At 70.4% G+C, this 24,177-nt stretch carries 21 protein-coding genes and 1 pseudogene; 13 read left to right on the forward strand and 9 right to left on the reverse strand.

From position 1 onward, the window contains the following. The first annotated feature begins 72 nt into the window (after positions 1-72). The 5 genes from QF037_RS29810 to QF037_RS29830 all read left to right on the forward strand — a co-directional run bounded on the left by QF037_RS29810 (position 73) and on the right by QF037_RS29830 (position 7,954). Complete coding sequence (locus tag QF037_RS29810) at positions 73-1,464, forward strand: APC family permease (protein ID WP_307030428.1); 1,392 nt, start codon at positions 73-75, stop codon at positions 1,462-1,464. A 236-nt stretch (positions 1,465-1,700) separates the two neighbouring features. Next, the gene (locus QF037_RS29815; RefSeq protein WP_307030430.1) at positions 1,701-4,343 is read left to right on the forward strand and encodes a CocE/NonD family hydrolase; all 2,643 of its coding nucleotides are present in this window, start codon (positions 1,701-1,703) and stop codon (positions 4,341-4,343) included. Then, the gene (locus tag QF037_RS29820; protein ID WP_307030432.1) at positions 4,340-5,194 is read left to right on the forward strand and encodes an ABC transporter permease; all 855 of its coding nucleotides are present in this window, start codon (positions 4,340-4,342) and stop codon (positions 5,192-5,194) included. Before QF037_RS29815 ends, QF037_RS29820 begins: the two co-directional genes overlap by 4 nt. A 117-nt stretch (positions 5,195-5,311) precedes the next feature. Further along, entirely contained in the window at positions 5,312-6,265 is a 954-nt protein-coding gene (locus QF037_RS29825) for an IS481 family transposase (protein ID WP_307026179.1), read from the forward strand. Between the two features lie 147 nt (positions 6,266-6,412). Then, positions 6,413-7,954, forward strand: a complete 1,542-nt coding sequence (locus tag QF037_RS29830) for a vWA domain-containing protein (protein WP_307030434.1) — start codon at positions 6,413-6,415, stop codon at positions 7,952-7,954. A gap of 93 nt (positions 7,955-8,047) precedes the next feature. Here QF037_RS29830 and aroQ read toward each other — a convergent pair whose 3' ends face one another. Beyond that, entirely contained in the window at positions 8,048-8,677 is a 630-nt protein-coding gene (gene aroQ / locus QF037_RS29835; protein ID WP_373463832.1) for a gamma subclass chorismate mutase AroQ, read from the reverse strand. Between the two features lie 141 nt (positions 8,678-8,818). Between aroQ and QF037_RS29840 the strand changes: the two genes are divergently transcribed. The 7 genes from QF037_RS29840 to QF037_RS29870 all read left to right on the forward strand — a co-directional run bounded on the left by QF037_RS29840 (position 8,819) and on the right by QF037_RS29870 (position 13,162). Beyond that, a complete protein-coding gene (locus tag QF037_RS29840; protein WP_307037835.1) occupies positions 8,819-9,040 on the forward strand; it encodes a hypothetical protein in 222 nt (73 codons plus the stop codon). A 179-nt stretch (positions 9,041-9,219) separates the two neighbouring features. After that, complete coding sequence (locus QF037_RS29845) at positions 9,220-9,582, forward strand: hypothetical protein (protein WP_307030439.1); 363 nt, start codon at positions 9,220-9,222, stop codon at positions 9,580-9,582. A 175-nt stretch (positions 9,583-9,757) separates the two neighbouring features. Continuing rightward, positions 9,758-10,036: a hypothetical protein gene (locus tag QF037_RS29850; RefSeq protein ID WP_307030441.1), complete on the forward strand. Its 279-nt coding sequence runs from the start codon at positions 9,758-9,760 to the stop codon at positions 10,034-10,036. Positions 10,037-10,426: 390 nt separating this feature from the next. Continuing rightward, positions 10,427-10,672 (forward strand): hypothetical protein, encoded by a 246-nt coding sequence (locus tag QF037_RS29855; RefSeq protein ID WP_307030444.1) that lies wholly within the window; start codon positions 10,427-10,429, stop codon positions 10,670-10,672. Positions 10,673-11,090: 418 nt separating this feature from the next. Then, positions 11,091-11,363, forward strand: a complete 273-nt coding sequence (locus QF037_RS29860; protein ID WP_307030446.1) for a hypothetical protein — start codon at positions 11,091-11,093, stop codon at positions 11,361-11,363. A gap of 231 nt (positions 11,364-11,594) precedes the next feature. Next, positions 11,595-11,843, forward strand: coding sequence for a hypothetical protein (locus tag QF037_RS29865; RefSeq protein ID WP_307030448.1), 249 nt, complete (start codon positions 11,595-11,597; stop codon positions 11,841-11,843). 683 nt (positions 11,844-12,526) lie between these two features. Beyond that, the gene (locus tag QF037_RS29870; RefSeq protein WP_307030450.1) at positions 12,527-13,162 is read left to right on the forward strand and encodes an LPXTG cell wall anchor domain-containing protein; all 636 of its coding nucleotides are present in this window, start codon (positions 12,527-12,529) and stop codon (positions 13,160-13,162) included. Between the two features lie 52 nt (positions 13,163-13,214). Here QF037_RS29870 and QF037_RS29875 read toward each other — a convergent pair whose 3' ends face one another. Further along, positions 13,215-14,480 carry an NAD(P)-binding domain-containing protein gene (locus tag QF037_RS29875; protein ID WP_307030452.1) on the reverse strand — a complete coding sequence of 422 codons (1,266 nt, stop codon included), beginning with the start codon at positions 14,478-14,480 and terminating at the stop codon, positions 13,215-13,217. After that, a complete protein-coding gene (locus QF037_RS29880) occupies positions 14,480-15,739 on the reverse strand; it encodes a carboxylate--amine ligase (RefSeq protein WP_307030455.1) in 1,260 nt (419 codons plus the stop codon). Before QF037_RS29880 ends, QF037_RS29875 begins: the two co-directional genes overlap by 1 nt. A gap of 176 nt (positions 15,740-15,915) precedes the next feature. Between QF037_RS29880 and QF037_RS29885 the strand changes: the two genes are divergently transcribed. Then, positions 15,916-17,271: a glycoside hydrolase family 26 protein gene (locus QF037_RS29885; RefSeq protein ID WP_307030457.1), complete on the forward strand. Its 1,356-nt coding sequence runs from the start codon at positions 15,916-15,918 to the stop codon at positions 17,269-17,271. Between the two features lie 29 nt (positions 17,272-17,300). Here the strand turns inward: QF037_RS29885 and QF037_RS29890 are convergent. From QF037_RS29890 to QF037_RS29915, 6 genes and pseudogenes are all read right to left on the reverse strand, one after another. Then, positions 17,301-18,395 (reverse strand): annotated as a pseudogene (locus tag QF037_RS29890) (GNAT family N-acetyltransferase); the annotation flags it as partial. A gap of 2 nt (positions 18,396-18,397) precedes the next feature. Then, a complete protein-coding gene (locus tag QF037_RS29895) occupies positions 18,398-19,057 on the reverse strand; it encodes a lipopolysaccharide biosynthesis protein (protein WP_307030459.1) in 660 nt (219 codons plus the stop codon). Then, positions 19,054-20,205 carry a glycosyltransferase gene (locus QF037_RS29900; RefSeq protein ID WP_307037437.1) on the reverse strand — a complete coding sequence of 384 codons (1,152 nt, stop codon included), beginning with the start codon at positions 20,203-20,205 and terminating at the stop codon, positions 19,054-19,056. The genes QF037_RS29895 and QF037_RS29900 overlap by 4 nt, the downstream gene beginning before the upstream one ends. Positions 20,206-20,207: 2 nt before the next feature. Next, positions 20,208-20,972 carry a polysaccharide deacetylase family protein gene (locus tag QF037_RS29905; protein ID WP_307030461.1) on the reverse strand — a complete coding sequence of 255 codons (765 nt, stop codon included), beginning with the start codon at positions 20,970-20,972 and terminating at the stop codon, positions 20,208-20,210. Continuing rightward, positions 20,956-22,818, reverse strand: a complete 1,863-nt coding sequence (gene murJ, locus QF037_RS29910; RefSeq protein WP_307030463.1) for a murein biosynthesis integral membrane protein MurJ — start codon at positions 22,816-22,818, stop codon at positions 20,956-20,958. The genes QF037_RS29905 and murJ overlap by 17 nt, the downstream gene beginning before the upstream one ends. Beyond that, the gene (locus tag QF037_RS29915; RefSeq protein ID WP_307030465.1) at positions 22,815-24,173 is read right to left on the reverse strand and encodes an O-antigen ligase family protein; all 1,359 of its coding nucleotides are present in this window, start codon (positions 24,171-24,173) and stop codon (positions 22,815-22,817) included. Before QF037_RS29915 ends, murJ begins: the two co-directional genes overlap by 4 nt. Between the last annotated feature and the right edge of the window lie 4 nt (positions 24,174-24,177).

Below are 24,177 nucleotides of genomic sequence, written 5' to 3' on the forward strand. Positions count from 1 at the left end.
GCCATTGACGCAATGGTTTTCGTCGGGGTTCCATCAGCGGCATCTGCTGCACGAGTCGATCGGAACCGCCGTATGACCGACACGCTCCGCCCTGCCGAGGCCGTCCTCCCCGAGGCGCCCGACAGTCCCCAGAAGCTCAAGCGCTCCATCGGAGTCGTCGGCGGCACCCTCCTGACCCTCTCCTGTGTGACCCCCGCGTCCACGCTCTTCGTGGTGGTCCCGGATCTGTTCGGCTCGCTCGGTACCGCGACCGCCCTGACGATCGCCATCGGCTCCCTCCTCTGTATCGCCGTGGCGTTCTGCTACTCCGAACTGGGCACCCTCATCCCCAGCGCGGGCGGCGAGTACGCGATGGTCTCGACGATGGCGGGCCGGCTGGCGGGCTGGCTCGTCTTCGTGCTGTCCCTCCTGGTCGTGATGATCGTTCCGCCGGTGATCGCGATGGGCACGGCGGACTACCTGGCCCCGATCGTCCACCTCGACCCGTCGACGGCGGGCGCCGGCGTCATGCTCCTGGCGACCCTCGCCGGCCTGCTCGACCTGCGCGCCAACGCGTGGATCACCGGTGTCTTCCTGGTCCTCGAGGTGATCGCGGCGGCCGTGGTCGCGGTCCTGGGCTTCGCGCACAGCGAGCGGGGCGCGGACAGCCTGGTGTCGCTCCAGGTGGCGGGCGCGGACGGCCACGCGGACACGGTGACGGCGATGCTGATCGTGTCCGGCCTGGCCATCGCCCTCTTCATCACCCAGGGCTTCTCCACCGCCGTCTACCTCTCCGAGGAAATGGAGAACCCGCGCCGCAACGTGGCCCGTACGGTCCTCGCCACCCTCGCGATCTCCTCCGTGGTCATCCTGGTCCCGGTGATCGCGATCACGATGGGCGCCAAGGACCTCTCCGCACTCACGGGCGGCGACATCGGCACCATGGTCACCGACTGGTCCAACTCCGCCGTCGGCACCTTCGTCAGCCTCTGCGTGGCCCTCGCGATCATCAACGCGGGCATCGTCATGGTCATCCAGAACTCCCGCGTCCTGTTCGCCTCGGCCCGCGACAAGGCCTGGCCCGCCCCCGTCAACAACGTCTTCGCCAGACTCGGCCGCTTCGGCTCCCCGTGGGTCGCCACCCTCGCGGTCGGCGTCCCCGGCGCGATCCTCTGCTTCGTGAACCTGGACACCCTCTACGGCATCACCGGCGTCTCGGTGACCGCCATGTACCTGCTGGTGGCGGTGGCGGCACTGCTGTCCCGCAAGGGCCCCCACCAGCACACCCCGGCCTGGCGCATGCCGCTGTGGCCGGCGATACCGGTGCTGCTCATAGCCGTACTGACGTACATCCTGAGCCAACAGGAGACGGCATACCTGCTCTGGACGGGCGGAATAACGGCGGCGGCCACTCTGTACTGGGCCCTGTACCTCCGCCCGCGCAGGGACACGAGGTGGCTGGTCTCGATCCCGACGGAGGACTGACGCCCCGATCGCCCCGCAGGGGCGAAAAGGGGCGCGGGGCTGTATCGATTTGCGGCTCCGCCGCGTGGGCGCGACCAGCCACAACGCACCCGCACCCGGCAACTCACAGCCCGGACCGAGCTCTTGGCCATACAGCGAACGCGGTACACGAACCCGCCGACGTACCTCCACGGGAGGTCTGCGGTTCAACCCCCGGTCGATAACGATCCGACAGTTTCACCCCGTACCGTTGAACCATGGATCTTCGACCCCCCGGACTGCGAGGACGCCTCCGGAGGCCGCGACGGTGGATCGCCGCCGCGGCCTCCGTCGTCGTACTCGCCGGAGCCGGTACATGGACGGCCGTCGCGGACGACGACGCCCCCCCGGTGCACCAGGCCGACCGGGTCATGGCGGTGAACGGCGTACGCATAGACACCTCGTACTTCACCCCCGACACCGCCGGCAGGCACCCCGCCGTCCTCCTCGGCCACGGCTTCGGCGGCAGCAAGAACGACGTACGCGAGCAGGCCGAAGCCCTCGCCCGGGACGGCTACGCGGTCCTCACCTGGTCCGCCCGCGGCTTCGGCAAATCGACCGGCAAGGTCGGACTCAACGGCCCGAAGGCCGAGGTGGCCGACGTCGAGAAACTGATCGACTGGCTCGCCGAGCAGCCGACGGTCCAGCTCGACAAGGAGGGCGACCCCCGCGTGGGCATGGCGGGCGGCTCGTACGGCGGCGCGATCGCCCTCCTCACCGCAGGCCACGATGCCCGCGTCGACGCCATCGCCCCGGCGATCACCTACTGGAACCTCTCGGACGCGCTCTTCCCGAACGGCGTCTTCAAGAAGCTCTGGGCCGGCATCTTCGTCAACACCGGGGGCGGCTGCGACAAGTTCGAGCCGCAGCTCTGCGAGATGTACCAGCGCGTCGCCGAGTCCGGCATCCCGGACGCCGCGGCCGAGAAGATGCTGGAGGAACGCTCGCCCTCCGCGGTCGGCGACCGGATCAAGGTCCCGACCCTGCTCGTCCAGGGCCAGACCGACTCCCTCTTCCCGCTGGACCAGGCCGACGCCGCCGAGAAGGCGATCAAGGCCAACGGCGCCCCCGTGGACGTCGACTGGATCGCCGGCGGCCATGACGGCGGCGACATGGAGACGAGCCGCGTCCAGTCCCGGGTGCGGTCCTGGTTCGACCGCTATCTCAAGGACGAGAAGACCACCGACACCGGTCCGGCCTTCCGCGTCACCCGCACCGGCGGCGTCGACTCCACCGACGGCGCGGCGCAGCTGAGGGGCGCGAGCGACGACACCTACCCCGGCCTGGAGAGCGGCCGGAAGTCCATCGCCCTGACCGGCCGCGAGCAGGACTTCGCCAACCCGGCCGGCGCCAACCCGCCCGCCGTCTCCGCCCTCCCCGGCCTCGGCGGCTCCGGCCTGTCCCGGCTCTCCTCGCTGGGCGTCGGCGTCTCCCTGGACTTCCCGGGCCAGTTCGCCCGCTTCGACTCGAAGCCGGTCACCGACGACCTCCGCATCACCGGCGCCCCGACGGCCACCGTCCACGTGAAGTCCACGACCGACGACGCCGTGCTGTTCGCCAAGGTCTACGACGTGAGCCCGAACGGCACCCGGCAGGTACTGCCGTCCCAGCTCGTCTCACCCGTCCGCGTCGAGGGCGCCAAGTCCGGCAAGGACGTGACGCTCACCCTCCCGGCGATCGACCACAAGATCGACACGGGCCACCGCCTCCGTCTGGTCCTCGCCTCCACTGACCTCGGCTACGCCTCCCCGGCCGCCCCGGCGACGTACACCGTCTCCCTGAAGGGCGACCTCGACGTCCCGACGGCCCCCGGCGTCTCCACCGCGGCCGCCCCGCTGCCCTCCTGGGTCTGGTGGCTGCCCCTCGCGGGCGCCGTGCTCGCGCTGCTCCTGCTCCTGACGGGCCGCCGCCGCACCGCCATGCCCGCCCCGGACCCGGAGCTGGCCGAAGTCCCGCTCCAGATCACCGACTTGAGCAAGAAGTACGCGGGCGGCGACCGTTACAGCGTCCGCGACCTCTCCTTCCGTGTCGAGAAGGGCCAGGTGCTGGGCCTCCTCGGCCCCAACGGCGCCGGCAAGACGACCAGCCTGCGCATGCTGATGGGCCTGATCAAGCCGGACGGCGGCGAGATCCGGGTCTTCGGGCACGCGATCCGCCCCGGCGCGCCGGTCCTGTCCCGGGTCGGCTCGTTCGTCGAGGGCGCGGGCTTCCTGCCGCACCTCTCGGGCCGCGAGAACCTGGAGCTGTACTGGCAGGCGACCGGCCGCCCGGCCGAGGACGCCCACCTGGACGAGGCGTTGGAGATCGCCGGCCTCGGCGACGCACTGGCCCGCGCGGTCCGCACGTACTCCCAGGGCATGCGCCAGCGCCTGGCCATCGCCCAGGCCATGCTCGGCCTGCCGGACCTGCTCATCCTCGACGAGCCGACCAACGGGCTCGACCCGCCACAGATCCGCGAGATGCGCGAGGTGATGATCCGCTACGCGGCGGCCGGCCGCACGGTCATCGTCTCCAGCCATCTGCTGGCGGAGGTCGAGCAGACCTGCACCCACCTCGTGGTCATGGACCGTGGCCGCCTCGTCCAGGCCGGCCCGGTCGCCGAGATCATCGGCTCCGGCGACACCCTGCTTGTCGGCACGGCCTCGCCCGTCGAGGAGCCGATCGTCGAGAAGGTGGCGGCCCTGCCCGGCATCGTCTCGGCGCTCCGCACCGACGAGGGCATCCTGATCCGCCTCGACACCGACGGAAGCGCCGAGCGGCTGGTCGCCGAACTCGTCCGGCTCGAGGTGCCCGTCCAGTCGGTGGGCCCGCACCGCCGCCTGGAGGACGCCTTCCTCACCCTGATCGGAGGTGCCGCATGAGCACGCTGACCGAGACGGCCTCCGGCTACAAAGCGGGCCGTACGCTCCCCCTGCGCGTGGAACTGATCCGCCAGCTCAAGCGCCGCCGCACGATCGTCATGGGCGGCATCCTCGCCGCCCTGCCCTTCGTCCTGCTCATCGCCTTCGCCATCGGCGGCGAGCCGGGCGGCCGCAACAACACGGTCTCCCTGATGGACACGGCGACCGCGTCCGGCGCCAACTTCGCCGCGGTCAACCTGTTCGTGTCGGCGGGCTTCCTGCTGGTCATCCCGGTCGCCCTGTTCTGCGGGGACACGGTCGCCTCGGAGGCCGGCTGGTCCTCCCTGCGCTATCTCCTCGCGGCCCCCGTGCCCCGCGCCCGCCTCCTGTGGTCCAAGCTCGTCGTCGGCCTCGGCCTCAGCCTGGCCGCGATGATCCTGCTCCCGGTCGTCGCACTGGCGGTCGGCACCGCGGCCTACGGCTGGGGCTCGCTGGAGCTGCCCACGGGCGGTTCACTCGACCCGGGAACGGCGGCACAGCGGCTCGTCGTCGTCGTGGGATTCATCTTCGTCTCCCAACTGGTCACCGCGGGGCTCGCGTTCTGGCTCTCGACCAAGACCGACGCCGCCCTCGGAGCGGTCGGCGGCGCCGTCGGCCTGACCATCGTCGGCAACGTCCTGGACGCCGTGACCGCCCTCGGCGACTGGCGCCACTTCCTGCCCGCGCACTGGCAGTTCGCCTGGGCGGACGCCGTCCAGCCCACTCCCGAGTGGTCCGGCATGATCCAGGGCGCCGCGGTCTCGGTAACGTACGCCCTCGTGCTGTTCGCGCTGGCCTTCCGCGGTTTCGCCCGCAAGGACGTGGTGTCCTAGGTGTTCTGTCCACGGAGGTTGGTGACAGCGATCACTGACATGTGTTCTTGAAATGGGTGAGGGCCCTCTGGCTCGGTGTGGATTGCGACATCTGCACCGGCGACCAGAAAGGCCCTCATGCCGCACCGTAACGCACCGCTGACCGAGACCGGACGCCTGCGCCTGGCCCGCTGCGTCGTGGACGACAACTGGCCCCTGCGGCGGGCTGCAGAACGCTTCCAGGTCTCTGTAAGCACCGCCCAACGATGGGCCGACCGTTACCGGCAGCTCGGCGAGGCGGGCATGGCCGACCGCTCCAGCCGCCCGCACGCCAGCCCACGGCGGACCCCGACCCGTACCGAGCGGCGGATCATCAAGGTCCGCGTGCTGCGCCGCTGGGGACCGGCCCGCATCGCCGGCCTGCTGCGGCTGGTGCCCTCCACCGTGCACCGGGTGCTGACCCGATACGGCCTTGCCCGCCTGGCGCATCTGGACCGGGCCACCGGCCGCGTCATACGCCGCTACGAACGCGACCGGCCCGGCGAGCTGGTGCATGTCGACATCAAGAAGCTCGGCAACATTCCCGACGGCGGCGGCCACAAGGTCCTGGGCCGCCAAGCAGGCCGCAAGAAGCGTTCCGGCGCCGGCTACAGCTACCTGCACACCGCTGTCGATGACCACTCCCGCCTGGCCTACAGCGAGATCCATGCAGACGAGAGGAAGGAGACCGCCGTCGCCTTCTGGGAGCGGGCGCAGTCGTTCTTCGCCTCCATCGGAGTCACCGTCGAGCGCGTGCTGACCGACAACGGCTCCTGCTACAAGTCCCGTCTGTGGCGTGATGCCCTGACCGCAGCCGGGATCACGCACAAGCGCACGCGCGCCTACCGGCCGCAAACGAACGGCAAGGTCGAGCGGTTCAACCGCACTCTGCTCGACGAGTGGGCCTACGCCCGCCCCTACCGATCAGAGCAGGAACGACGCGACGCCTTCCTCGGCTGGCTGCACACCTACAATCACCACCGCGGACACACCGCGCTCAAGGGCCAGCCACCCGCCAGCCGTGTTCCTAACCTCTCAGGGCAATACACCTAGGTCACCGGAAGATCACCTACCGGTCTCGACAGCCGTCCTCCGTGGCCTCTTCGAGACGCTTCCGCAACGCTCCGTAGCGCACGTTCCGGCCCCCTGGCCCGTCACAGTCACAAAGGTCGACGTCAACGGACCAAGGGGGCACGGAAGATGGAGCAGTATCGAATACGACGCGTGCGCGCCGCGCTGCTCGCGCTCACCGCGGCGGGCGGCCTGCTGCTGACGGGCTGCAGCGCGAGCGGCGACGGCGCGAACCAATCCTCGTACGACGGCGGCAACAAGGGCGGCGGCTACGCACCCACGCCGGAGGGGGAGCAACAGGGAAGCAGCCCGGACAGCCCGGACAGCGACTCCCGGGACGTCGCCCCCGAGCCCGACTATCTCTCCACCTTCGCCCTCGACGTCGACACCGCCTCCTACGGCTACGCCCGCCGCACCCTGGCCGAGGGGCAGCTGCCGGACCCGGCGACGATCCGCCCCGAGGAGTTCGTCAACAGCTTCCGCCAGGACTACGACCGTCCCGACGGCAACGGCTTCACGGTCACCGTCGACGGCGCCCGCACCGACGAGGACGACTGGTCCCTGGTCCGCGTGGGCCTCGCCACCCGCACCGCCGAGGACGGCGAGGAACGCCCGCCGGCCGCCCTGACCTTCGTCATCGACATCTCCGGCTCCATGGCCGAGCCCGGCCGGCTCGACCTCGCCAAGGACTCCCTGGGCACGATGACGGACCAGCTCCGCGACGACGACTCGGTCGCCATCGTCACCTTCAGCGACGAGGCCGAGCGGGTCCTGCCGATGACCCGCCTCGACGGCCACCGCGACGAGGTCCACGACGCGATCGACGGCCTGGAACCCCAGGACTCCACCAACCTCGGCGCCGGCGTCGAGACCGGCTACGAGACCGCCGAGGACGGCCTGCGCAAGGGTGCCACCAACCGCGTCGTCCTCATCTCGGACGCCCTCGCCAACACCGGCGACACCGACTCGGAGACCATCCTCGAACGCATCGCGGGCGAACGCCGCGAGCACGGCATCACCCTCTTCGGCGTCGGCGTCGGCAGCGACTACGGCGACCAGCTCATGGAGCAGCTCGCCGACAAGGGCGACGGCCACACCGCCTACGTCTCCGACGAGGACGACGCCCGCAAGGTCTTCGTCGAGCAGCTCCCGCAGAACATCGACCTCACCGCCCGCGACGCCAAGGCCCAGGTCGCCTTCGACCCCGAGACGGTCAAGGAGTTCCGTCTCGTCGGCTACGACAACCGCCGCGTCGACGACGAGGACTTCCGCGACGACCGCGTCGACGGGGGCGAGGTCGGCCCCGGCCACACCGTAACCGCCCTCTACGCCGTCCGCACCCGGCCCGGCCACGACGGCCACCTCGCCACCGCCACCGTCCGCTGGCTCGACCCCGGCACCCGTGCCCCGCACGAGGCTTCCGGCGACCTGGAGACCAGCGCCCTGAAGACCTCCGCCTGGACCGCGAGCCCCCGCTTCCAGGTCACCGCGGTCGCCGCCTACCTCGCCGACGCCCTACGCAAGGGCGACGACGACCGGACCACGTTGCCAGGCGCCCCGTCCCTAGGCGAACTGGCCGACAGGGCAGACAAGTTGGCGGACACCACGGAGGACAAGGCGGTACGCCAACTGGCCGAGGCGATAGACCAGGCGAACCGCTACGAAGACTGAACGGTGCTGGTGAACACGGGATGCGACGAGCGCCCCCATAGGGGCGCGGGGAACCGCGCGACCAGCCCCCACCAGCCCGCAGCCGACAAACCGCTACCGCCCACCCGCTCCGCAGACCGACGGAACAGCTCGCCCAAGCCCCTCCAAATGCAACCCGTCCAACCGGTACCCATAAGCGGAGCGCCCCGCAGCAAGCACGAGCCGCAGTTCACACGCGTCCCCCGGCCGAGCCCCTTCCGTCTCCTTCAACGCATCCAGCAACTCGGTAGTGATCCGATCCAGAATCGGCCGAGCCTCCTTGACCAGATCGGGCCGCTCGGTAGGCCGCAGCTCGGGATGCGCGTCCCAGCGCGCGTAAAGGCCCCGCTGCACAAACCTGTTGGCCTCGATCTGATCCCGGAACACGGCGGTCACGGCCTCCGGATCGAGGCCGAGCCCCACAGCCCGAGCCGCTACGTCGTCCAGGATCGCCTTCTCCCGTACGGGATCGTCGATCGGCTTGGTCGTGCCGTACTTGGCCGCCGCGACCTTGTCCGCAACGAGCAGCCGCTCCGCGAACAGATCCGTCAGCACGGTGAGCGACCGGGCCTCCGCAACCGTACGAGGGGGAGCGAAGGAGGACTCGGCGACGGCCGGCACGGCACCGGACAGAGCCACGGCGGACGAGACGCAGACGGAGACACAGGCGGAGACCAGGGCGGACCTGAGGCGATGGGGGCGCATGATCCACGCCCATCACACGCCCTCACCCATTCCCCGGAGTCCGCCGAAACCAGTGAAAATTCTTTACACACCGGTGAGTTAACTCGTCAGTACTGCAGGAGTTGTCGGCCTCGGGGAGCCGGGACGGGCGTACGCAAGGACTTGAACCGGGCGAAGCAGCGCACCGACCTGGCCGACCGGGTCAGGATCGAGGTCGTCAAGGACGCGCAGGGTGTCGTCCGCGAGGAGTCCATCCGTCAATTTCGGCTGGTGGAGGGCGAGTTCAACGAGGGCAGCGGCCTGCTCACACCGTCGATGAAAATCAAGCGTCACGCGGTGACGGCGGCGTACGCGGAGGAGATCGAGGCGCTGCACCACAGCTGACCCCCTCCCGATCGGCCGACCGGATCGTCGGCCAGGTGGCGCACCCGCGTTGCGTGGTTCGGGACGCTATGGTCATATCACCCCTGAAAGGCACCTAAAGGGCATTTTGGTGCCACGATCGAGGGTCGGCCGCCCGTTGGCGGCTGCCCCAGTTCCCGGGAGGACCATTGCCTCACCGCATGCTCCGTTCAGCGGCCACCGTGCTGCTGGCATCCGCACCGCTCTTCGCCGCCGTGCCCGCACAGGCCGCTGCGCAGCAGCAGGATTTCCCTTGCGCGGTCGGCCTCCAGAAGATCGACAGCGCGGTGACCAGCGCGATCACCCTCAGCATCCATTGTCAGGAGACGCAGACCGTCGGTGTGAGGATCACCGCGAACGGCGTCGAACTCGCAAGTCTGCAGCAGACCGTTCAGGCGGATGTTCAGCAGACGACCACCATCACCGTGCCCAAGGTTCCGCAGGTCTGCGCCACGCTGCTGGCCAACGGCCAGACCAGCACCGTTTGCGTCCCTGCCGCCGTTCGCCTGCCGGCACCCGCTTGAGCGAAACGGCCGCCGCCACCCATTCCGCGATCCGTCCGGGTCCCGCAAGTCAGTTGCGCCAAAAGGTGCGTAACTCGATTTGTGTCACTCAGTCGGGCGTATCGGAAATGGTGCGTCAAGAGAAGCCCGTGTTAGCTTCAGTGACGAGCCCGACACGGTCCGTAAGGAGGCCCGTGTGCGTGAAGAAAACGGAGACGTGATGAACAAGCTCAAGAAGGCTGCGGCCGTAGCGGTCATGGTCGGCGGTCTCGGTCTTGTCGGCGGCGGGGTTGCCAGCGCCAGTGGCGGTCACGACTACGACGACCCGTTCGGGCCCGCGATCGACAACCTGCAGATCGTGGAGTGCGACCAGACTTTCGATGGCGGTACCCTCTTCACTGCTTCTCCTCCCGTTGGTGGTGACGCGGAGCAGAACATCGGCAACTTCTGCTCGGCGGTCAACGTCGAGGACTGATCAGGCTGTGGTGCCTGCGGGCGGCGCTGCCGCCTGAGGGTGACTGGTGCCCCGGAAGGGTGTTGACTTTCCGGGGCGCGAACGTGGCGCCTCCGGCAGGAGCAGTGGGAAAAAGGGTGTGCCCCTTGTTCCCGCTGCTCGCCGGAGGCGCTTTGTTTTTGGGTGATCCGAGGTGGGTCGGGGGTAATTCGCGTGCCTGCGGTATCGGATCTCAGTCGAACCGGATCACCCGGCTGCTCTGGTTGTCGTAAAAGGTGTGCATAACTTGATTGGTCCTACTTGATTCGGCGTGTCCGAAATGGCGAAATAAGGGAAATTCGTGTTAGCGTCTGTGACGAGTCGGACACGGTCCGTAAGGAGGGTCGTGTGCGTGGAGAAAACGGAGACGTGATGAACAAGCTCAAGAAGACCGCTGCCGTAGCGATCATGGTCGGCGGTCTCGGCCTTGTGGGCGGCGGGGTTGCCAGTGCCCATGGTGGCGACTACGACGGCCCGTTCGCCGTCGACAACCTGCAGGTCGTGGAGTGCGAGCAGTCGTTCGATGGCGGTACCGCCTTCGCTGCTTCTCCTACCATTGCTGGTGACGGGGAGCAGAGCATCGGCAACTCCTGCTCGGCGGCCAACGTCGAGGACTGATCAGGCTGTGGTGCCTGCGGGCGGCGCTGCCGCCTGAGGGTGACTGGCGCCCCGGAAGGGTGTTGACCTTCCCGGGGCGCTTTGTTTTGGGCTTTTGTTGCGGGTCGGCGGAGAGTCCCTGCGGGTCTGTGCAATTCCTGCCTTGTAGCAGGCTCGTCGGGGCAGCCGGTGGGGAACGTGGCATGCGCGCCACTGTGCTGCCGGTTCCGTCAGTGCGGATCTGGGGTGGGGCGGGGGTAATTCGCGTACCTGCGATATCAAATCTCAGTCAACCGGATCACCGGGCTACTCTGGTTGTCGTAAAAGGTGTGCATAACTTGATTGGTCCTATCCGATCCGGCGTGTCTGAAATGGCGGAATGGGGGAAATCTGTGTTAGCGTCTGTGACGAGTCGGACACGGTCCGTAAGGAGGGTCGTGTGCGTGGAGAAAACGGAGACGTGATGAACAAGCTCAAGAAGACTGCTGCCGTGGCGGCCATGGTCGGCGGTCTCGGCCTTGTGGGCGGCGGGGTTGCCAGTGCCCATGGTGGCGACTACGACGGCCCGTTCGCCGTCGACAACCTGCAGGTCGTGAAGTGCGAGCAGTCGTTCGACGCCGGCGCCGCCTTCACCGCCCTTCCGGCGGTCACCACTGGCGACCTGGAGCAGAACATCGGCAACTTCTGCTCGGCGGCCAACGCCGAAGACTGAACCGACGTGCGGCGGGGAAGCGGGTCTCGCGCCTTCAGTGCAAAACCCGTTGCTCCCATACTTGTCGCGTCACACGCTCTGATTGATCCGGTGGCTCCGGGTCGAAGGGGCAGCGGCATTAATTCGTAGAAAAGGAGATGTCGAGATGCGAGAAGCTCGACGTCTCCTTTGCCGTTCTGGACGGAGCCACGACGTTTCGTAGTGGCCGCGAGTCAATCCATGGAGTTACGCGTGCACAGGTTCAAGAAGCTCATGCTGGTGACCAGCGTTATCAGTGGCGTCGGACTGACGGCCGGGGCCGCTCAGGCCGCGGTCTGTGAGGGTGAGCCGCCCCAGCCCCCCGCCGCCAACGCGCAGTCCCTCGAATGCGACCAGGAATTTACCGCCTCTACGATCACGATCGCCCCGGCGGTCAGTGTCCTCGGTGACAATGTCACGAACATCGGCAACTTCTGCACGCTGGTCGCTCCGAAGCGCTGATCAGCCAGCCGTCGCCGGCTGGTCCGGGGAGCGAGCTCCCATGATGCCGAAGTGGTGCTTGTCCCTCCGCACGCCGACGGCGAACCGAGCGGATCGGAAGAACTGAACAGCGGGATCGCAGCGGCCATCCGTACGGGTGGCCGCTGATGCTTTTAGGCTACGAATATCGTCCCATCGGTGAAATTCACATGAGCCTTTCTTTGTGGGCTGTACGGATGAACCTCGCCGGATCTTCATCCGTATGGGTGCCACCTGCTTGATGCCTGTTTTCCTCTTGGTGCACCATCGATTCCGTCCTTCTGCTGAAGAGGAATGTGAATCGAAGTGCGCCTCGGAGGGAAGTGTGGGCGATATGATCGTCTTTCCGCGTTGTCCGGAGACAGGGAAAGCGTCTTTCCGGACTGAATCCGAGGCGAGGGCCTGGCTGATCAAGCAGCCACTGCTGGAGAAAATTCCGGACCGAATCTACCGATGCTCGGGTTGCCGGTATTGGCACTTCACCGGATCCCATCACTGGACCAGCCAGAAAATCAGGTGGCAACGAAACTATGGCAGGCGGCAAGTCGTTTCCCGGCGCAACGGTAGGAAGAGGGGGCGGAGCTGACGAAACCGGGTCCGGCTTTTCCACTGCTTCGATCAGGAAGACGAATAGATTGCGACAGAACCTGAGCAGGGGAATGGTCGTGGCCGCAGCCGCGACCAGCATTCTGTCCCTGTGCGGCATCCCGGCGTTCGCGGACGCACAGTCCGAAGGGACCCTGGGGGGATCGCTCGGTGCCCTGTCGGGCGCGCCCGACGCCCAGCACGACGACAGCGCCCCTCGCGAGCACGCCGATCACAGCTCCGTCAGAGGGCAAGCCAACGCCCACGCCGACATCGAGGGTTACGGCGACAGCGGCGACAGTGACAGCGGTAAGGAGATCGTCGGTAAGGGCGACGGAGGCGGTAGCGTCAAGGGCGTCGTCGGTACGGGCGATGGCAACGGCAACCACGCCGTCGAGAACGGCGACGACGACGCCGGCTACGGCGACGACGACGCCGGCTACGGCGACGACTCGGACACGCCGCCCACGGGTCCTCCCACCGCGCCGGCATCACCGCCCGTCACCACACCGCCGACCAGGACGCCGCCCTCGCACGCTCCGCCCTCGCACACCCCGCCCTCGGTGAAGCCGCCCGCCGGGCCCCCGGCGCAGCCTCCCACCCTCCCCGAGACCGGCGCCGGGGCCGAGACCATCGTGGGCTCGGGCGTTGCCGCGCTGCTGATCACGGGCGGCGTAGCCCTTTACCGGCGAGGACGGACCACCTCCCGTCGGTAGTGCTTCCTGCCGGGCGCCCGGACGCAGCGCGTCCGGCACCCGGCATCTTTCGTCAGCCACTTGCCCGCGACGGTGCCTCCGCGGGTTCCCGGACCGCTGGTACCGGGATCGCTGCGGCGGTCGGGGTGGCGCGCAGCCGGTGGCGAACCCCTCGTACGAGGGTCGCTGCCGTGAAGCTCGCGCCGTGGACGAAGCGCATGGCCGGCCCGAACGCGGAAGCTGTCACCAGACCCGCGAGGAACAGTCCCGGGTGCGAGGACTCGAAGCCCCGCCCGACCGCAGGGGAGCCGTCGGCCGCCGTCGCAAGGCTCCCGCGCAGGTCGTCGCAGAGCAGGGCCAGCCGGTCCCGGGTCGCCCGGAACCCCGTGGCCGCGATCACGTGTTCGGTCTCCAGGGAGAGCGGCTCCCCGCTCCGGCTCACCGCCTCCAGTCGTACGCCGCCCGGCACCGCACGGGCTGCGGCGACCTCGTGGCCGAGCAGCACCTCCACCGCCGGCTCGACCCGGTCACGTACCCACCAGGCGCCCGCCGGGCCCAGCGCGGTGGCCGCGATGCGCGCTCGAGTGGGCTCGGGGAGGCGGTGGAAGAGGCCCGGGCGTTCGGCGTAGAACCAGTTGCGCCAGCCGCAGCCGAGGCCGCTGTGCGGGGCGCGGGCCGACTTCCACAAGGGTCGCCGCCAGGGCGGGGGTACGTCGTTCCAGCACAGCCGGTCGGCCCGGGCCACCACCCGTACACGCGTGCCCTGTTCGGCGAGCAGCGCGGCGGTCTCCAGGGCCGCCTGGCCGCCTCCGATCACCGTGACGTCCCTGCCGCGGTATCGCTCCAGGTCGCTGTGGTGACTGCTGTGCGAGACGAGTGCGGGGTGCAGGCCACGCAGCGCAGACGGCACCTCCACGAAAGGCATGACGCCTACCGCGAGCGCCACCGTCCGGGCGCGCAGTACCTCTCCGTCCTCCGTGACCACCTCGAAGCCGGCAGCGCGGGCCGTCACCCGGCTCACCATCCGCTCGTCCACCTGGGGCACGGCGTTCTGGGCGAACCACAGGCCGTACGCGGCGAACGTCGCCACCGGAATCGGTTCGGCGTGCCGCGCCGTCAGGCCCTGGGTCGTGCAGTAGGCGTCCAGGCGCCAACGCCCCTCGGGATCAGAGAGGTTGGAGGCCCAGGGTTCCGACTTCAGGAACATGCCACCGGACATGTGGTCCCGCCAGGACGCCATGGGCCGTCCGAGGACGCGAAGGTTCAGCCCGGCGGCCGCGGCGTGTGACGCGATGGACAGGCCGTACGGGCCGGCGCCCACCACCAGCAAGTCGTACATCAGTGACTTCTCGCTTTCTCGTCGTCGATCAGGGATGGTGCGGCCACCTGGCGGCCCACGCGGGCCGGCCCGGGCGCCGCCGGGGCCGCGGGGAGCCGCTCTTGCAGGCGACGGGCCACATGACGGCACCACAGGGCCCACATCGCTCGGCCGGGAGCCGGGTCGTCCGGGGCGTGCCAGGCCAGTTCGCGTCCGTGGGGCGCCCGCCGCAGGGCAGCGAGCGGTGCGTAGTTCTCCACCACGAACGACCGTCCCTCCTGGGGCTCGGCCACAGGCAGTTGACGGTCGGTCAGGTCGAGGTGCAGGGCGCGTACGACGTCCAGGCCGGCGGTGTCGGTGAAGAGCCGGAACTGGGCGCCGGGGCGGGGGTTGAAGTCGAGCAGGTGGTAGCGGCCCGTCGTGCCGCAGCGGCGGAAGTCGAGGTCGAAGATTCCGCGGTAGCCCAGCTCGCCGGTGAGCCGTTCGGCGAGCGCCCGCACCTGCGGGTTGTCCGTCCAGCGGCCGACCGCGGTCAGGCCCGCTCCGCGCGGCCACGCCCGTTGTTTGCGGCCGGGCCCGCCCGCGCGCACGACGCAGGAGCGGTCGGCGTATCCGTGGCAGAACCAGTCGCGGTCCCGGCCCGGCGGCAGATACGCCTGCAGGAGCAGCGGGCTGCCGGCCTCCCCGGTACGCAGGTACAGCTCCCCTGCCTGCCGCGTGGACTTCACCAGCACCGTGCTGTGCAGCCCGCTGCCCGCCGGCACCTGCCAGGGCCGGCTCCACTTCGCCACTATCGGCAGACCCAGCCGCCGGGTGGCGTCGGCGGCCTCCGCCAGGCTGTCGGGGACCAGCGTGACCGGGTGCGGGATGCCCGCGGACGCGCATACGAGGGCCAGTTCGGCCTTGTCGGCGACGCGTTCGGGCAGGGCGCCGGGCGTGTCGGGCAGCAGATAGGAGGGGGTGAGTTCCTCGCGCATGCGGCTCACGGCGACCGCGCTCGCGTCGTCCATCGGGATCAGGACGGCGGGACGCGCGACCCGGGCGGCCACCCGGCGCAGCACGACGGCGATCTCGTCGGGGGATGCCCCGGGCGGCGGCGGAGGATGCATTTCGCTGACGAAGCGCGATCTGGTGACGGGACTTCCCGTGGCATCGGCGACCACATGCACCTCCACTCCCGCTCTGCCGAGCGAGCGCACGGCCCCCAGCGTTCCGTGGTGAAAGGGATTCCGGTCGATCCGCAGCAGAACGGCGGGGACGCGGGTGTCGAGCAGCGGCACGGATTTCATTCCTTCAGATCGGCTCACCCATACAGGGGAGCGAGGTGCTCGAAAGTCGTAAGCGCGATGGCGCCATTCCCCTTCGTGTGACTGACTTTCATATGACTGGGTGTCAGTAGGGCGGCACTCGAAGAGCAACGGCAGAGGAAAGAGTGAGAGCGGTGAGAGGAGCAGGCATGGTTCTGCAGAATTGCCGGGCCCGGACCGGGCGGCTGACGGTTGTCGCCGCGGCGGTCGCCCTCTCGGCCGCGCTGGCGTCCGGCGCCAGCTTCGCGGCGGGGACACCGCCCTCCGCCGATCCTCCCGTTCCGACGCCGGCCGCCCCGGCGTGGACAGCGCCCGCGGTCACCGCATCGGCCGCGCCGCCGGCACTGCAGACACCCGCTGTCACCCCGGCTCCCACGGTCCCGTCCCGCCCCGGGCTGCCGCCGTCGGTCCCTTCCGTCACAGGCCTGCCGCAGCCGCCCCCGCCCACCCCTTCCGTCACCGGGCCGACGACCCCGGCGCCCGGCGAGGAGAGGCCCGCCTTCGGCGTCTTCCTCGACTCCGGGGCCCCGGGCGTGACGGGCATGACGAGCCTCAGCAGCTGGCTGGGCGGCGCCGAGCTGCGCGTCGGCCACAGCTACCTGCCCGGCGACCGCTGGAGCAACATCGAGGGCGCTCCGGGTTTCCTCCACGAGTGGGCGAGCTGGCGCATGGCCAAGAGCGACCGGATGTTCGTCCTCAATGTGCCCATGCTGGAGCGCAACGAGGAGGGTGTTCCGGACGCCGAGGTCCGGTGGCTGCTGCGGCAGGGCGCCGCCGGACAGTTCGATCACCACTTCCGCGCCCTCGCCGAGCGGCTGGTGGCGTTGAACGTGCCGGACACGATCCTGGTGCTGGGCTGGGAGATGAACGGCACGACGTACACCCATCGCTGCGGCCCCGATCCGGAGGCCTGGAAGAAGTACTGGAACAGGATCGTCACTGCCATGCGGTCGGTGCCGGGCCAGAGATTCCGGTTCGACTTCACACCGAGTCGCGGCCGGGACGCCATTCCCTGGACGCAGTGCTTTCCGGGTGACGACACTGTCGACATCATCGGCATGGACGCGTACGACCAGCCGCGAGGAGTTTCCTTCGACGAACAGGTGAATGAGCCCTACGGACTTCAAGCACACGTGGACTTCGCGAAATCCCACAACAAGCCTATTTCCTATCCAGAATGGGGGCTGTTCCGCAATGGTGACAACGACGAGTACATGCGGCGGATGCTCGCCTGGATCGACGCGCACAAGCCGCTGTACAACACGCTGACCGACTACTGTCCGCACGGTGTCTGGCAGTGCCCGGCCAACCCCGGTTCGTCCCGGGTCTACCGGTCCGTGCTCTCCGGTCGTACCAGCTGGCCGGCGGTGCTGCCCGCGCCCACCACACTTCCTGTCCCGTTGAGCTCGACGGTCTGCTCGCCGCTGCGTCTTGGCGACTGGATCGAGTCCTGGTTCGTCAGGAAGGTGTGCCGGCGTTTCGACGGGTGGTCGCGGATCCGATAGCGGTCGGCGACGGCGGGTCCCGAGACGGACCCGCCGTCATCGGTCCGTTCCCGGAAGCTACTCAGTAGCTCCTTGCCACGCCGACGCGCGGCCACGTAGCCGACCACCGCCGACATCAGCGGAGCGGTGCGTCGACGGGCCAGCAACAGCCGCTGGTTGGCCACGGGTTCGGGGCGCCAGTGGTGCTTGTAGGGCTCGTTGCCGCGCAGCAGACTCAGAGTGCTCTGCCCGCCGCTGACCGCGTACTGGGTGCACGCGTCGAGGAGCATCGCCGCCACGTCGGTCTTGCGTTCCCGCAGGCGCGGATGTGCGCCGTACAGGTAACCGCCCGTGAGGCGGCGCGACTGCAGCGTGAGGTCCACGGCCACCACGTCGTCGTCGAGCCGGAACTCGGTGACCACCGCGTCGCCGGAGCGCACCATCGGTCCCATGGACCGCACCAGGTGCTCGCAGAAGCGCGCCTGCAGGTGCTCCGACGTCACCTTCCGGCCCTGCCACTGCAGCCGGTGCAGTTCGATCAGCCGCTGAAGCGCCGCGCCGACCTGGTCCGGCGTCACGACGTGCCGCTCCACGCCGAGGGACCTCAGCTTGCGCAGCTTGGCGCGGGCCCGCTGAGCCTTGCCGGACGGCAGCCGGGACAACAACCCGTCCATGGGCATGGCGGGCAGCTCCAGGCACAGCGAGTCCTGCATCCGGTGGCGGGGCCCGGTCCAGCGGTCGTAGACGTGCTCGACCGCGCCGCCCGGCCGCACCTCGCGGAAGTCGATCAGCGCGGTGCGGGCGGCGGCCGACAAAGCCTCGGCCAGCACGGCGGCCGCCCCGTCCGCCCGCTCGTCGTCGATCAGGACGTCCCCGTAGTCGGAGATCGGCCCGCCGAGCGGTACGAGCGTGGGCACCGGGACGCGCCGGAGCATCAGGGGCGCGGCGGCCACGAGTTCGGCGCCTTCACGCACGAGCACCAGCCGCAGCCGGCCGGGCCTGCCGTACGACAGCCACCACGAGTGCAGCCAGGCGTGGTTCTGGAACGGGGTCGCCGCGCCGCACCGCTCGTACAGCCGCTCCCAGGCCGGACCCACCTCGGCGAAGGCGCGTCCCTCGGTGACGAGTTCCGTCGTGTACGCCACCGTCACAGCTGTCCGTGCACGTCGGCGGCGGGTGCCGGGCCAGGCACCGAGGCGGGGTGAACGGACTGCTCGTCCCCGGTCCGCCTCGGCCGTACGAGCAGCACCAGTCCGCCGAGCAGGCCACCCGCGCTCGCGCCCACCAGACCGGTCACCGTCCGTGACGCGGAGGTCGGCTCTGTCGGCCGCACCGCCCGTGAGAACTGCACGAGTTCGACGTGGGTGCTGGCCTTGGTCTCGTTCGCGTGCCGGGTCAACGCGCGGGTGACCGCGTTGGCCATGTCGGCGGCGAGCCCGGGGCGCGGGGAGGTGGCCGAGACGGCGACCATCGGCGCGTCCGGCGAGGCGACCGTCCGCACACTTCGACGCAGCGTCGGGACCGGCACGCCCGCCGACGCCTGCGCGTCTCCGAGCACCGCGAGGTCCGTGGCGGCACGGCCGTACGCCTGTGCGAAGCCGAGCGCGGAGGACGGGTCGGACTTCTCGGTCGGTACGGCGATCACGTAGCTGGTCGCCGTGTACGTCGGGGCTTTGAGCGTGCCATAGGTGCCGCCGAGCAGGCCGCCGGCGAGCGCGCCGGCCGCGAGCAGCGACCACGGCCGCAGGAGGCCGGCCCGGGTCAGGCGGCCCGGCTGCCGGGGGTGTCGGGCGTGGTTGTCGGTCATGACGTACTGGCTCCCTGGGGTGAGCGGGGCAATGAGCAGGACAGCGCCGTCGCGTACACGTCCATGAGCCGGGCGGCGCTGCGGGTGATGTGGTAGCGGTGGGCCGCCTCCGGGGCCGTACGCGGCCGTGGGCCGGTCGCGCGCACCCCGGCCACGGCACGGGCGTACGCCTCCGGGCCGCCGCGCACCCGCCGGGCGCCGGCGGTGGCCTGCGGGGGCAGGTCCTCGATCGCCGGGCTGGAGGCGTAGAGCACGGGCAGGCCGGACGCCAGGGCCTCCACGACCGCCAGCCCGAAGGACTCCTCCGGGCACGGTGAGGCGAGCAGGTCCATGGCGGAGGTGAGGGAGGGCAGGTCCGGGCCGGGGGAGCCGTCGGGGACGTAGGGGCGTTCGCCGGTGAACAGGACACGGTCGGCCACGCCTGCCTCGTGGGCCGTGCGGCGCAGGGCACTCTCCTGCGGGCCGCCGCCGACCAGCAACAGCCAGTGGTCGTCCGGAAGCCGGGTGATCGCCTGGATGAGGACGTCGAAGCGCTTGGCCGCGCAGAGCCGGCCGATCCCGCCGACGACAAAGGCGTCCTCCGGCAGGCCGAGGAGGCGGCGGGCGCGGTGGCGCCGCGCCGGGTCGAAGCGGAATCGATCGACGTCGATGCCGTTGGGGATGACCTCGATGCGCGGGGAGGGTACGCCCCAGCGTCTGAGGCGGTCGGCGACCGCGGGGGAGACGGCGACCGTGGCGGAGCCGAGGCGCTCGCTGGCGAGGTAGAGCGCGCGGACGCCCGCCGTCAGCTTCCGGCCTTCCATCTGGGAGTCGCCGAGAGAGTGTTCGGTGGCGACCACGGCCCGGACACCGGCCAGGCGGGCGGCGAACCGGCCGTAGACACATGCGCGATACAGGTGGGTGTGCACCAGGTCGTAGCCGCCGGCGCGGATCAGACGGACCAGGCGGGGCAGCGCGGTCAGATCGCGGTTGCCGTTCATGCCGAGGTGGTGCACGCGGACGCCGTCGGCGATCAGCCCGTCGGCGACGGTGCCCGGGTTGGTGAGGGCCACCACCTCGCAGTCGGCGCTGAGGTGTCGCAGCAGCAGACGGAGTTGCTGTTCGGCACCGCCGGCGCCGAGACCGGTGATGATGTGCAGGGCCTTCATGGTCACACGCCCTCCACGGGGCACCGGCGCAGCCTGTGCAGCTTGTGCTTGAGGTACAGCCGCCAGGCCGTGTCGTTCTGGCCGATGTGCAGACGGGGGAGGGCGTGCGGGCCGGTCAGGGGGCCGGGGTCGATGGCGCAGGCGTAGGCGTACCCGGCTTCGCGTACGGCGGCGACGGCACGCTCGTCGACCGTGCCGTACGGGTAGCAGAAGCCGTCGACCGGCGCGCTGATCAGCTCCGACAGCAGCGCCCTGCTGTCGGCGACCTCGGCCTTCACAGTGACGTCGTCGGCCCGGGTGAGATCGACGTGCGTCAGCCCGTGGGAGCCGATCTCCACACCCTCGGAGGCCGCGCGCCGGACGCCGTCCACGGTCAGCAGTGCTTTGCGCGGGCCCAGCGGGTCCCAGGAGTTGACGCCGCCGAGCCGTCCGGGCAGGACGAAGAGGGTGGCACCGCAGTGCCAGTGGCGCAGCGCCGGAAGAGCATGCTCCAGGAAGTCGGCGTATCCGTCGTCGAAGGTGAGACCGACCAGGTGCCGCCCCTCGCCCCGGGCGCGGGCGGCGAACAACTCGCGCACGGACACGCCGCGCAGTCCGCGACGGTGCAGCCAGGCCAGCTGCCGCTCCAGCCGCTCGGGTGTGACCGTGATGCGGTACGGGTCGTCGGAGCAATCGCCGACGGAGTGGTACATCGCCACCCACGGGACCGGACCCGGCCGCGCCGCGGGGCGTCTGCCGGTACCGACGGATTCAACTGGAGCGACCATGCCTCAGCCTTCGTGTGACGGTACGTACGGAACGAAACGCGAACGTGCAGCCCTGGGCACCAACGGCCGGTCCGAGCACGAGGAAGACGGCGGCAACGGTCACGCAGCCCACCGCGAGGCCGACCACCTGGGACTGCGGCCCGCTCGCGGTGAACGCCCCCGCCGCCGTCGCGGCCCCCGCGGCCAGCACCGGCCTGCTCAGCTCGGACAGCACCTGCCGGGTACGGATCGGGACCCCGCGCGAGCTGCCGTACTGCACGGCTCGCCCATGCGGTGCCATGGGCGCTGCCGGGACGGCGACCGTGCCCGGCCCTTCGGGCCGCGCTTCCCGCAGGCTTCTGCCGCCTGCCCGTCCCTTCGGCCTGCGCGGAGGGCCGAGGAGCAGCAGTGCGGCCGTGACGGTCGCACCGACGGCCGCCCCTCCCTTCTGCTTGCCCGAAGGGCCGAGCAGCAGCAGTGCGGCCGTGATGGTGATGCCGACGGCGTTGGCGGCGGCGATCCCCGACACGCCCCAGGAGTTCACCGTCGCCTTCCCGATCCAGAAGGTCGCGCCGACGCCGGCGGCCATCGCGCCGGTCGGATACCAGGTGGGCCGCCCCGCCGAGAAGTACGAGCGGATCAGGACCCCGACCAGGGTCTGGCCGAGCAGCCCGAGGGCGTACACGCGCATGACGCCCGCCGTCACCACCGTGTCCTGTGCGGTGAAAGCGCCCCGCTGGAAGAGGATCGCGATGATCTGCGGGGCGCAGGCGACCACGGTGGCCGCGCCGACGAGCACCAGGCAGGAAGCCAGCATCAGGTCCCGCTCGACGCGGGCGCGGGCCCGTTCGGTGTCGCCGTCGGCGAGCGCCTGCGCCACCACCGGGAAGGTGACGGTGCACAGCATCAACGAGAGCGTCATCGGGATCTGGGCCACCTTCTGCGCGTAGTTGAGGTGCGAGATGGCCCCGGAGGGAAGGGAGGAGGCGAGGAAGCGTTCGATCAGGATCTGGGACTGGCGGCACAGGGCGAAGAGGAGAACCGCACTGATCAGGGCGAGGTTCTTCGGGGGTGTCTCGGCCCCGGCGCCGCCGGCCGCGGACGGGTGACTCCTCAGATGCCGCCACAGGGAAGGCAGTTGGGCCGCCACCATCAGGCAGCCGCCCACCGCCACTCCGGCCGCCGCCGATCGCACGCCCCAGCGTCCGCCCAGCAGGAACATCGTGGCGATGATGCCGACGTTGTAGGCCACGTAGATCGTGGCGGGCGCCAGGTAGCGGCGGTGCGCCCGCAGGGCCGCGCTGCAGTACCCGGCGAGCCCGAAGCTCAGTACACACGTCGCCGTCAGCCGGGTGCAGTCCGTGGCGAGGCGGGGGTCCGGCAGGCCCGGAGCCAGCGCCTCGACCAGGTACGGGGCCGCGCCGATGACGAGCGCGGACACGGCGACGAAGCCGAGGGACAGCCGGGGCAGGGTGTTGGCGACCAGGGAGCGGACCGGGTCGCCGGAGGCCCCCTGCGCACGCCGGACCAGGGCGAAGCTGAACGCCGGGATCAGCGCGATGGCCAGCCCGTCCTCGATGAGCAGCGTGGAGGCGAACTCCGGTACGGTCCATGCGACCAGAAAGGCGTCGGTCTCGCTGCCCGCCCCGAAGAGCCGAGCCAGCGTCTGGTCCCGCACCAGGCCGAGCAGCGCCCCGGCGACCGACAGCGATGCCGTGATCAGGGTGGCCTTGGCGAGGAACTTCCGGGTGACCGCGGTCATCTCGGTGCTGTCCACGGCCTGCGCGGCGGCCCGCGCCGCGGGTACAGCCGTCCCGTCGGTCCCGCGATCGGGAGCCCGCGCGGTCCGCGGCGGCGTCACGGTCATCGCGCCACGGCCTTCTCCGTGCTCCTGTCCAGCGGAACCGTCGTCACGGCCTCCGCCTCGCCGCTCCCGTCCGCCAGTGCCCACCACGCCACCAGCCCGAAGCACACGGCGGACAGCACGGTGGAGGGGCCGCCGATGTCGGCGTACACGAAGTCGGTCAGCTGCCAGACCAGCAGCCCGCAGGCGACGAGCCCGCAGTCGAGGCCGTGCGCTCCCGGTCTGCGGGCCCGCACCGCGGCCCGCAGCCCGCACACCAGCAGGGCCAGCCAGCTCCCGGCGAGTCCCAGCAACCCGATCAGGCCCTGCTCGCTGAGCACCAGCAGGTACATGTTGTGCGGCGACAGCAGCGGCTGCCTGCGGTACGCGGCCCCCGCGCCCTCCGTGTCGCTGCCCGACGACAGCGCCGGCGAGGCGTATCCGTCCCGGTATTCGGGGAAGCCCTTCAACCCGACGCCGGTCAGCGGGTGTTCGAGCCACATGTCGGTCGCGGCCGCCCACATCGTGTAACGGTCGACGACGGACTGGTCGGGGGAGTCGGTGACCTGCGTGATGCTGTCGATCCGCTCCTGCAGCATCGCCGAGCCGACACCGAGGCCGCCCACCAGGACCACGCCCACGGCGACCACGGCCGCGGCCGCCTTGAGCGCGCGCCGCAGCCCGGCCAGCACCAGCTGCACCGTGCAGGTCACGGCCGTCGCGATCCACGCGCCCCGGCTGAAGGACAGCGCGAGCGGCGGCAGCAGCGCCAGCGCGCACAGGACAGCGACTCCCCGCTGCCGTACGGAGGTCCGCCCCAGCGCGAGACCCAGCGCGCACACCAGGCCGAGGGCGACCACCGTTGCCATGCCCATCACGTCCTGCGGCCCGAACGTGCCGACCGCCCGGATCGGCTCGCCCTGGTACGAGGCGCCGGTCCGGGTGACGTACTGACGCACCCCGAAGGCCCCCTGCACGACCGCGAGCCCCACGAACGCCCAGGTCAGCAGCCGGAAGTCGGCCCGGTCGCGGATCAGCAGCAGGACCGCCGCCGGCACGAGCACGAAGATCTGCAGATACCGGCCCATTCCGGCGATCCCGACCCCGGGCGCGTACGCCCCCGTGGCGGCGAAGGCCAACCCGATGACCGGCAGGCCCAGCACCACGGCGGCCGTACGCGACAAGGGCCGCCGCCGGTCCCGTACCAGGCGGATCGCGCAGTACAGCACCACGAGTCCGGACACCGCGTCGGCGGGGCCCGGGCCGGAGTCACCGCTCGAAGGCAGCGGCAGCGCCAGCACGACGAGCACGGCCACGACGGGCAGGACCGGCGTCAGGACGGTGCCCCAGCGCGCGAGCGGTGTCAGTGCGAGGCTCACCGCT

The sequence above is a fragment of the Streptomyces canus genome (genome assembly GCF_030815415.1).
Classification (GTDB): Bacteria; Actinomycetota; Actinomycetes; order Streptomycetales; family Streptomycetaceae; genus Streptomyces; species Streptomyces canus_F.

Excerpts from the sequence above, each read along its gene's own strand:
- QF037_RS29855 (WP_307030444.1), top strand. The coding sequence starts at position 10,427 with ATGAACAAGCTCAAGAAGACCGCTGCCGTAGCGATCATGGTCGGCGGT.
- aroQ (WP_373463832.1), bottom strand. The coding sequence starts at position 8,677 with ATGCGCCCCCATCGCCTCAGGTCCGCCCTGGTCTCCGCCTGTGTCTCC.
- QF037_RS29885 (WP_307030457.1), top strand. The coding sequence starts at position 15,916 with ATGGTTCTGCAGAATTGCCGGGCCCGGACCGGGCGGCTGACGGTTGTC.
- QF037_RS29905 (WP_307030461.1), bottom strand. The coding sequence starts at position 20,972 with ATGGTCGCTCCAGTTGAATCCGTCGGTACCGGCAGACGCCCCGCGGCG.
- QF037_RS29900 (WP_307037437.1), bottom strand. The coding sequence starts at position 20,205 with ATGAAGGCCCTGCACATCATCACCGGTCTCGGCGCCGGCGGTGCCGAA.
- QF037_RS29830 (WP_307030434.1), top strand. The coding sequence starts at position 6,413 with ATGGAGCAGTATCGAATACGACGCGTGCGCGCCGCGCTGCTCGCGCTC.
- QF037_RS29825 (WP_307026179.1), top strand. The coding sequence starts at position 5,312 with ATGCCGCACCGTAACGCACCGCTGACCGAGACCGGACGCCTGCGCCTG.
- QF037_RS29875 (WP_307030452.1), bottom strand. The coding sequence starts at position 14,480 with ATGTACGACTTGCTGGTGGTGGGCGCCGGCCCGTACGGCCTGTCCATC.
- QF037_RS29810 (WP_307030428.1), top strand. The coding sequence starts at position 73 with ATGACCGACACGCTCCGCCCTGCCGAGGCCGTCCTCCCCGAGGCGCCC.
- QF037_RS29820 (WP_307030432.1), top strand. The coding sequence starts at position 4,340 with ATGAGCACGCTGACCGAGACGGCCTCCGGCTACAAAGCGGGCCGTACG.
- QF037_RS29895 (WP_307030459.1), bottom strand. The coding sequence starts at position 19,057 with ATGACCGACAACCACGCCCGACACCCCCGGCAGCCGGGCCGCCTGACC.
- QF037_RS29815 (WP_307030430.1), top strand. The coding sequence starts at position 1,701 with ATGGATCTTCGACCCCCCGGACTGCGAGGACGCCTCCGGAGGCCGCGA.
- murJ (WP_307030463.1), bottom strand. The coding sequence starts at position 22,818 with ATGACCGTGACGCCGCCGCGGACCGCGCGGGCTCCCGATCGCGGGACC.
- QF037_RS29845 (WP_307030439.1), top strand. The coding sequence starts at position 9,220 with ATGCTCCGTTCAGCGGCCACCGTGCTGCTGGCATCCGCACCGCTCTTC.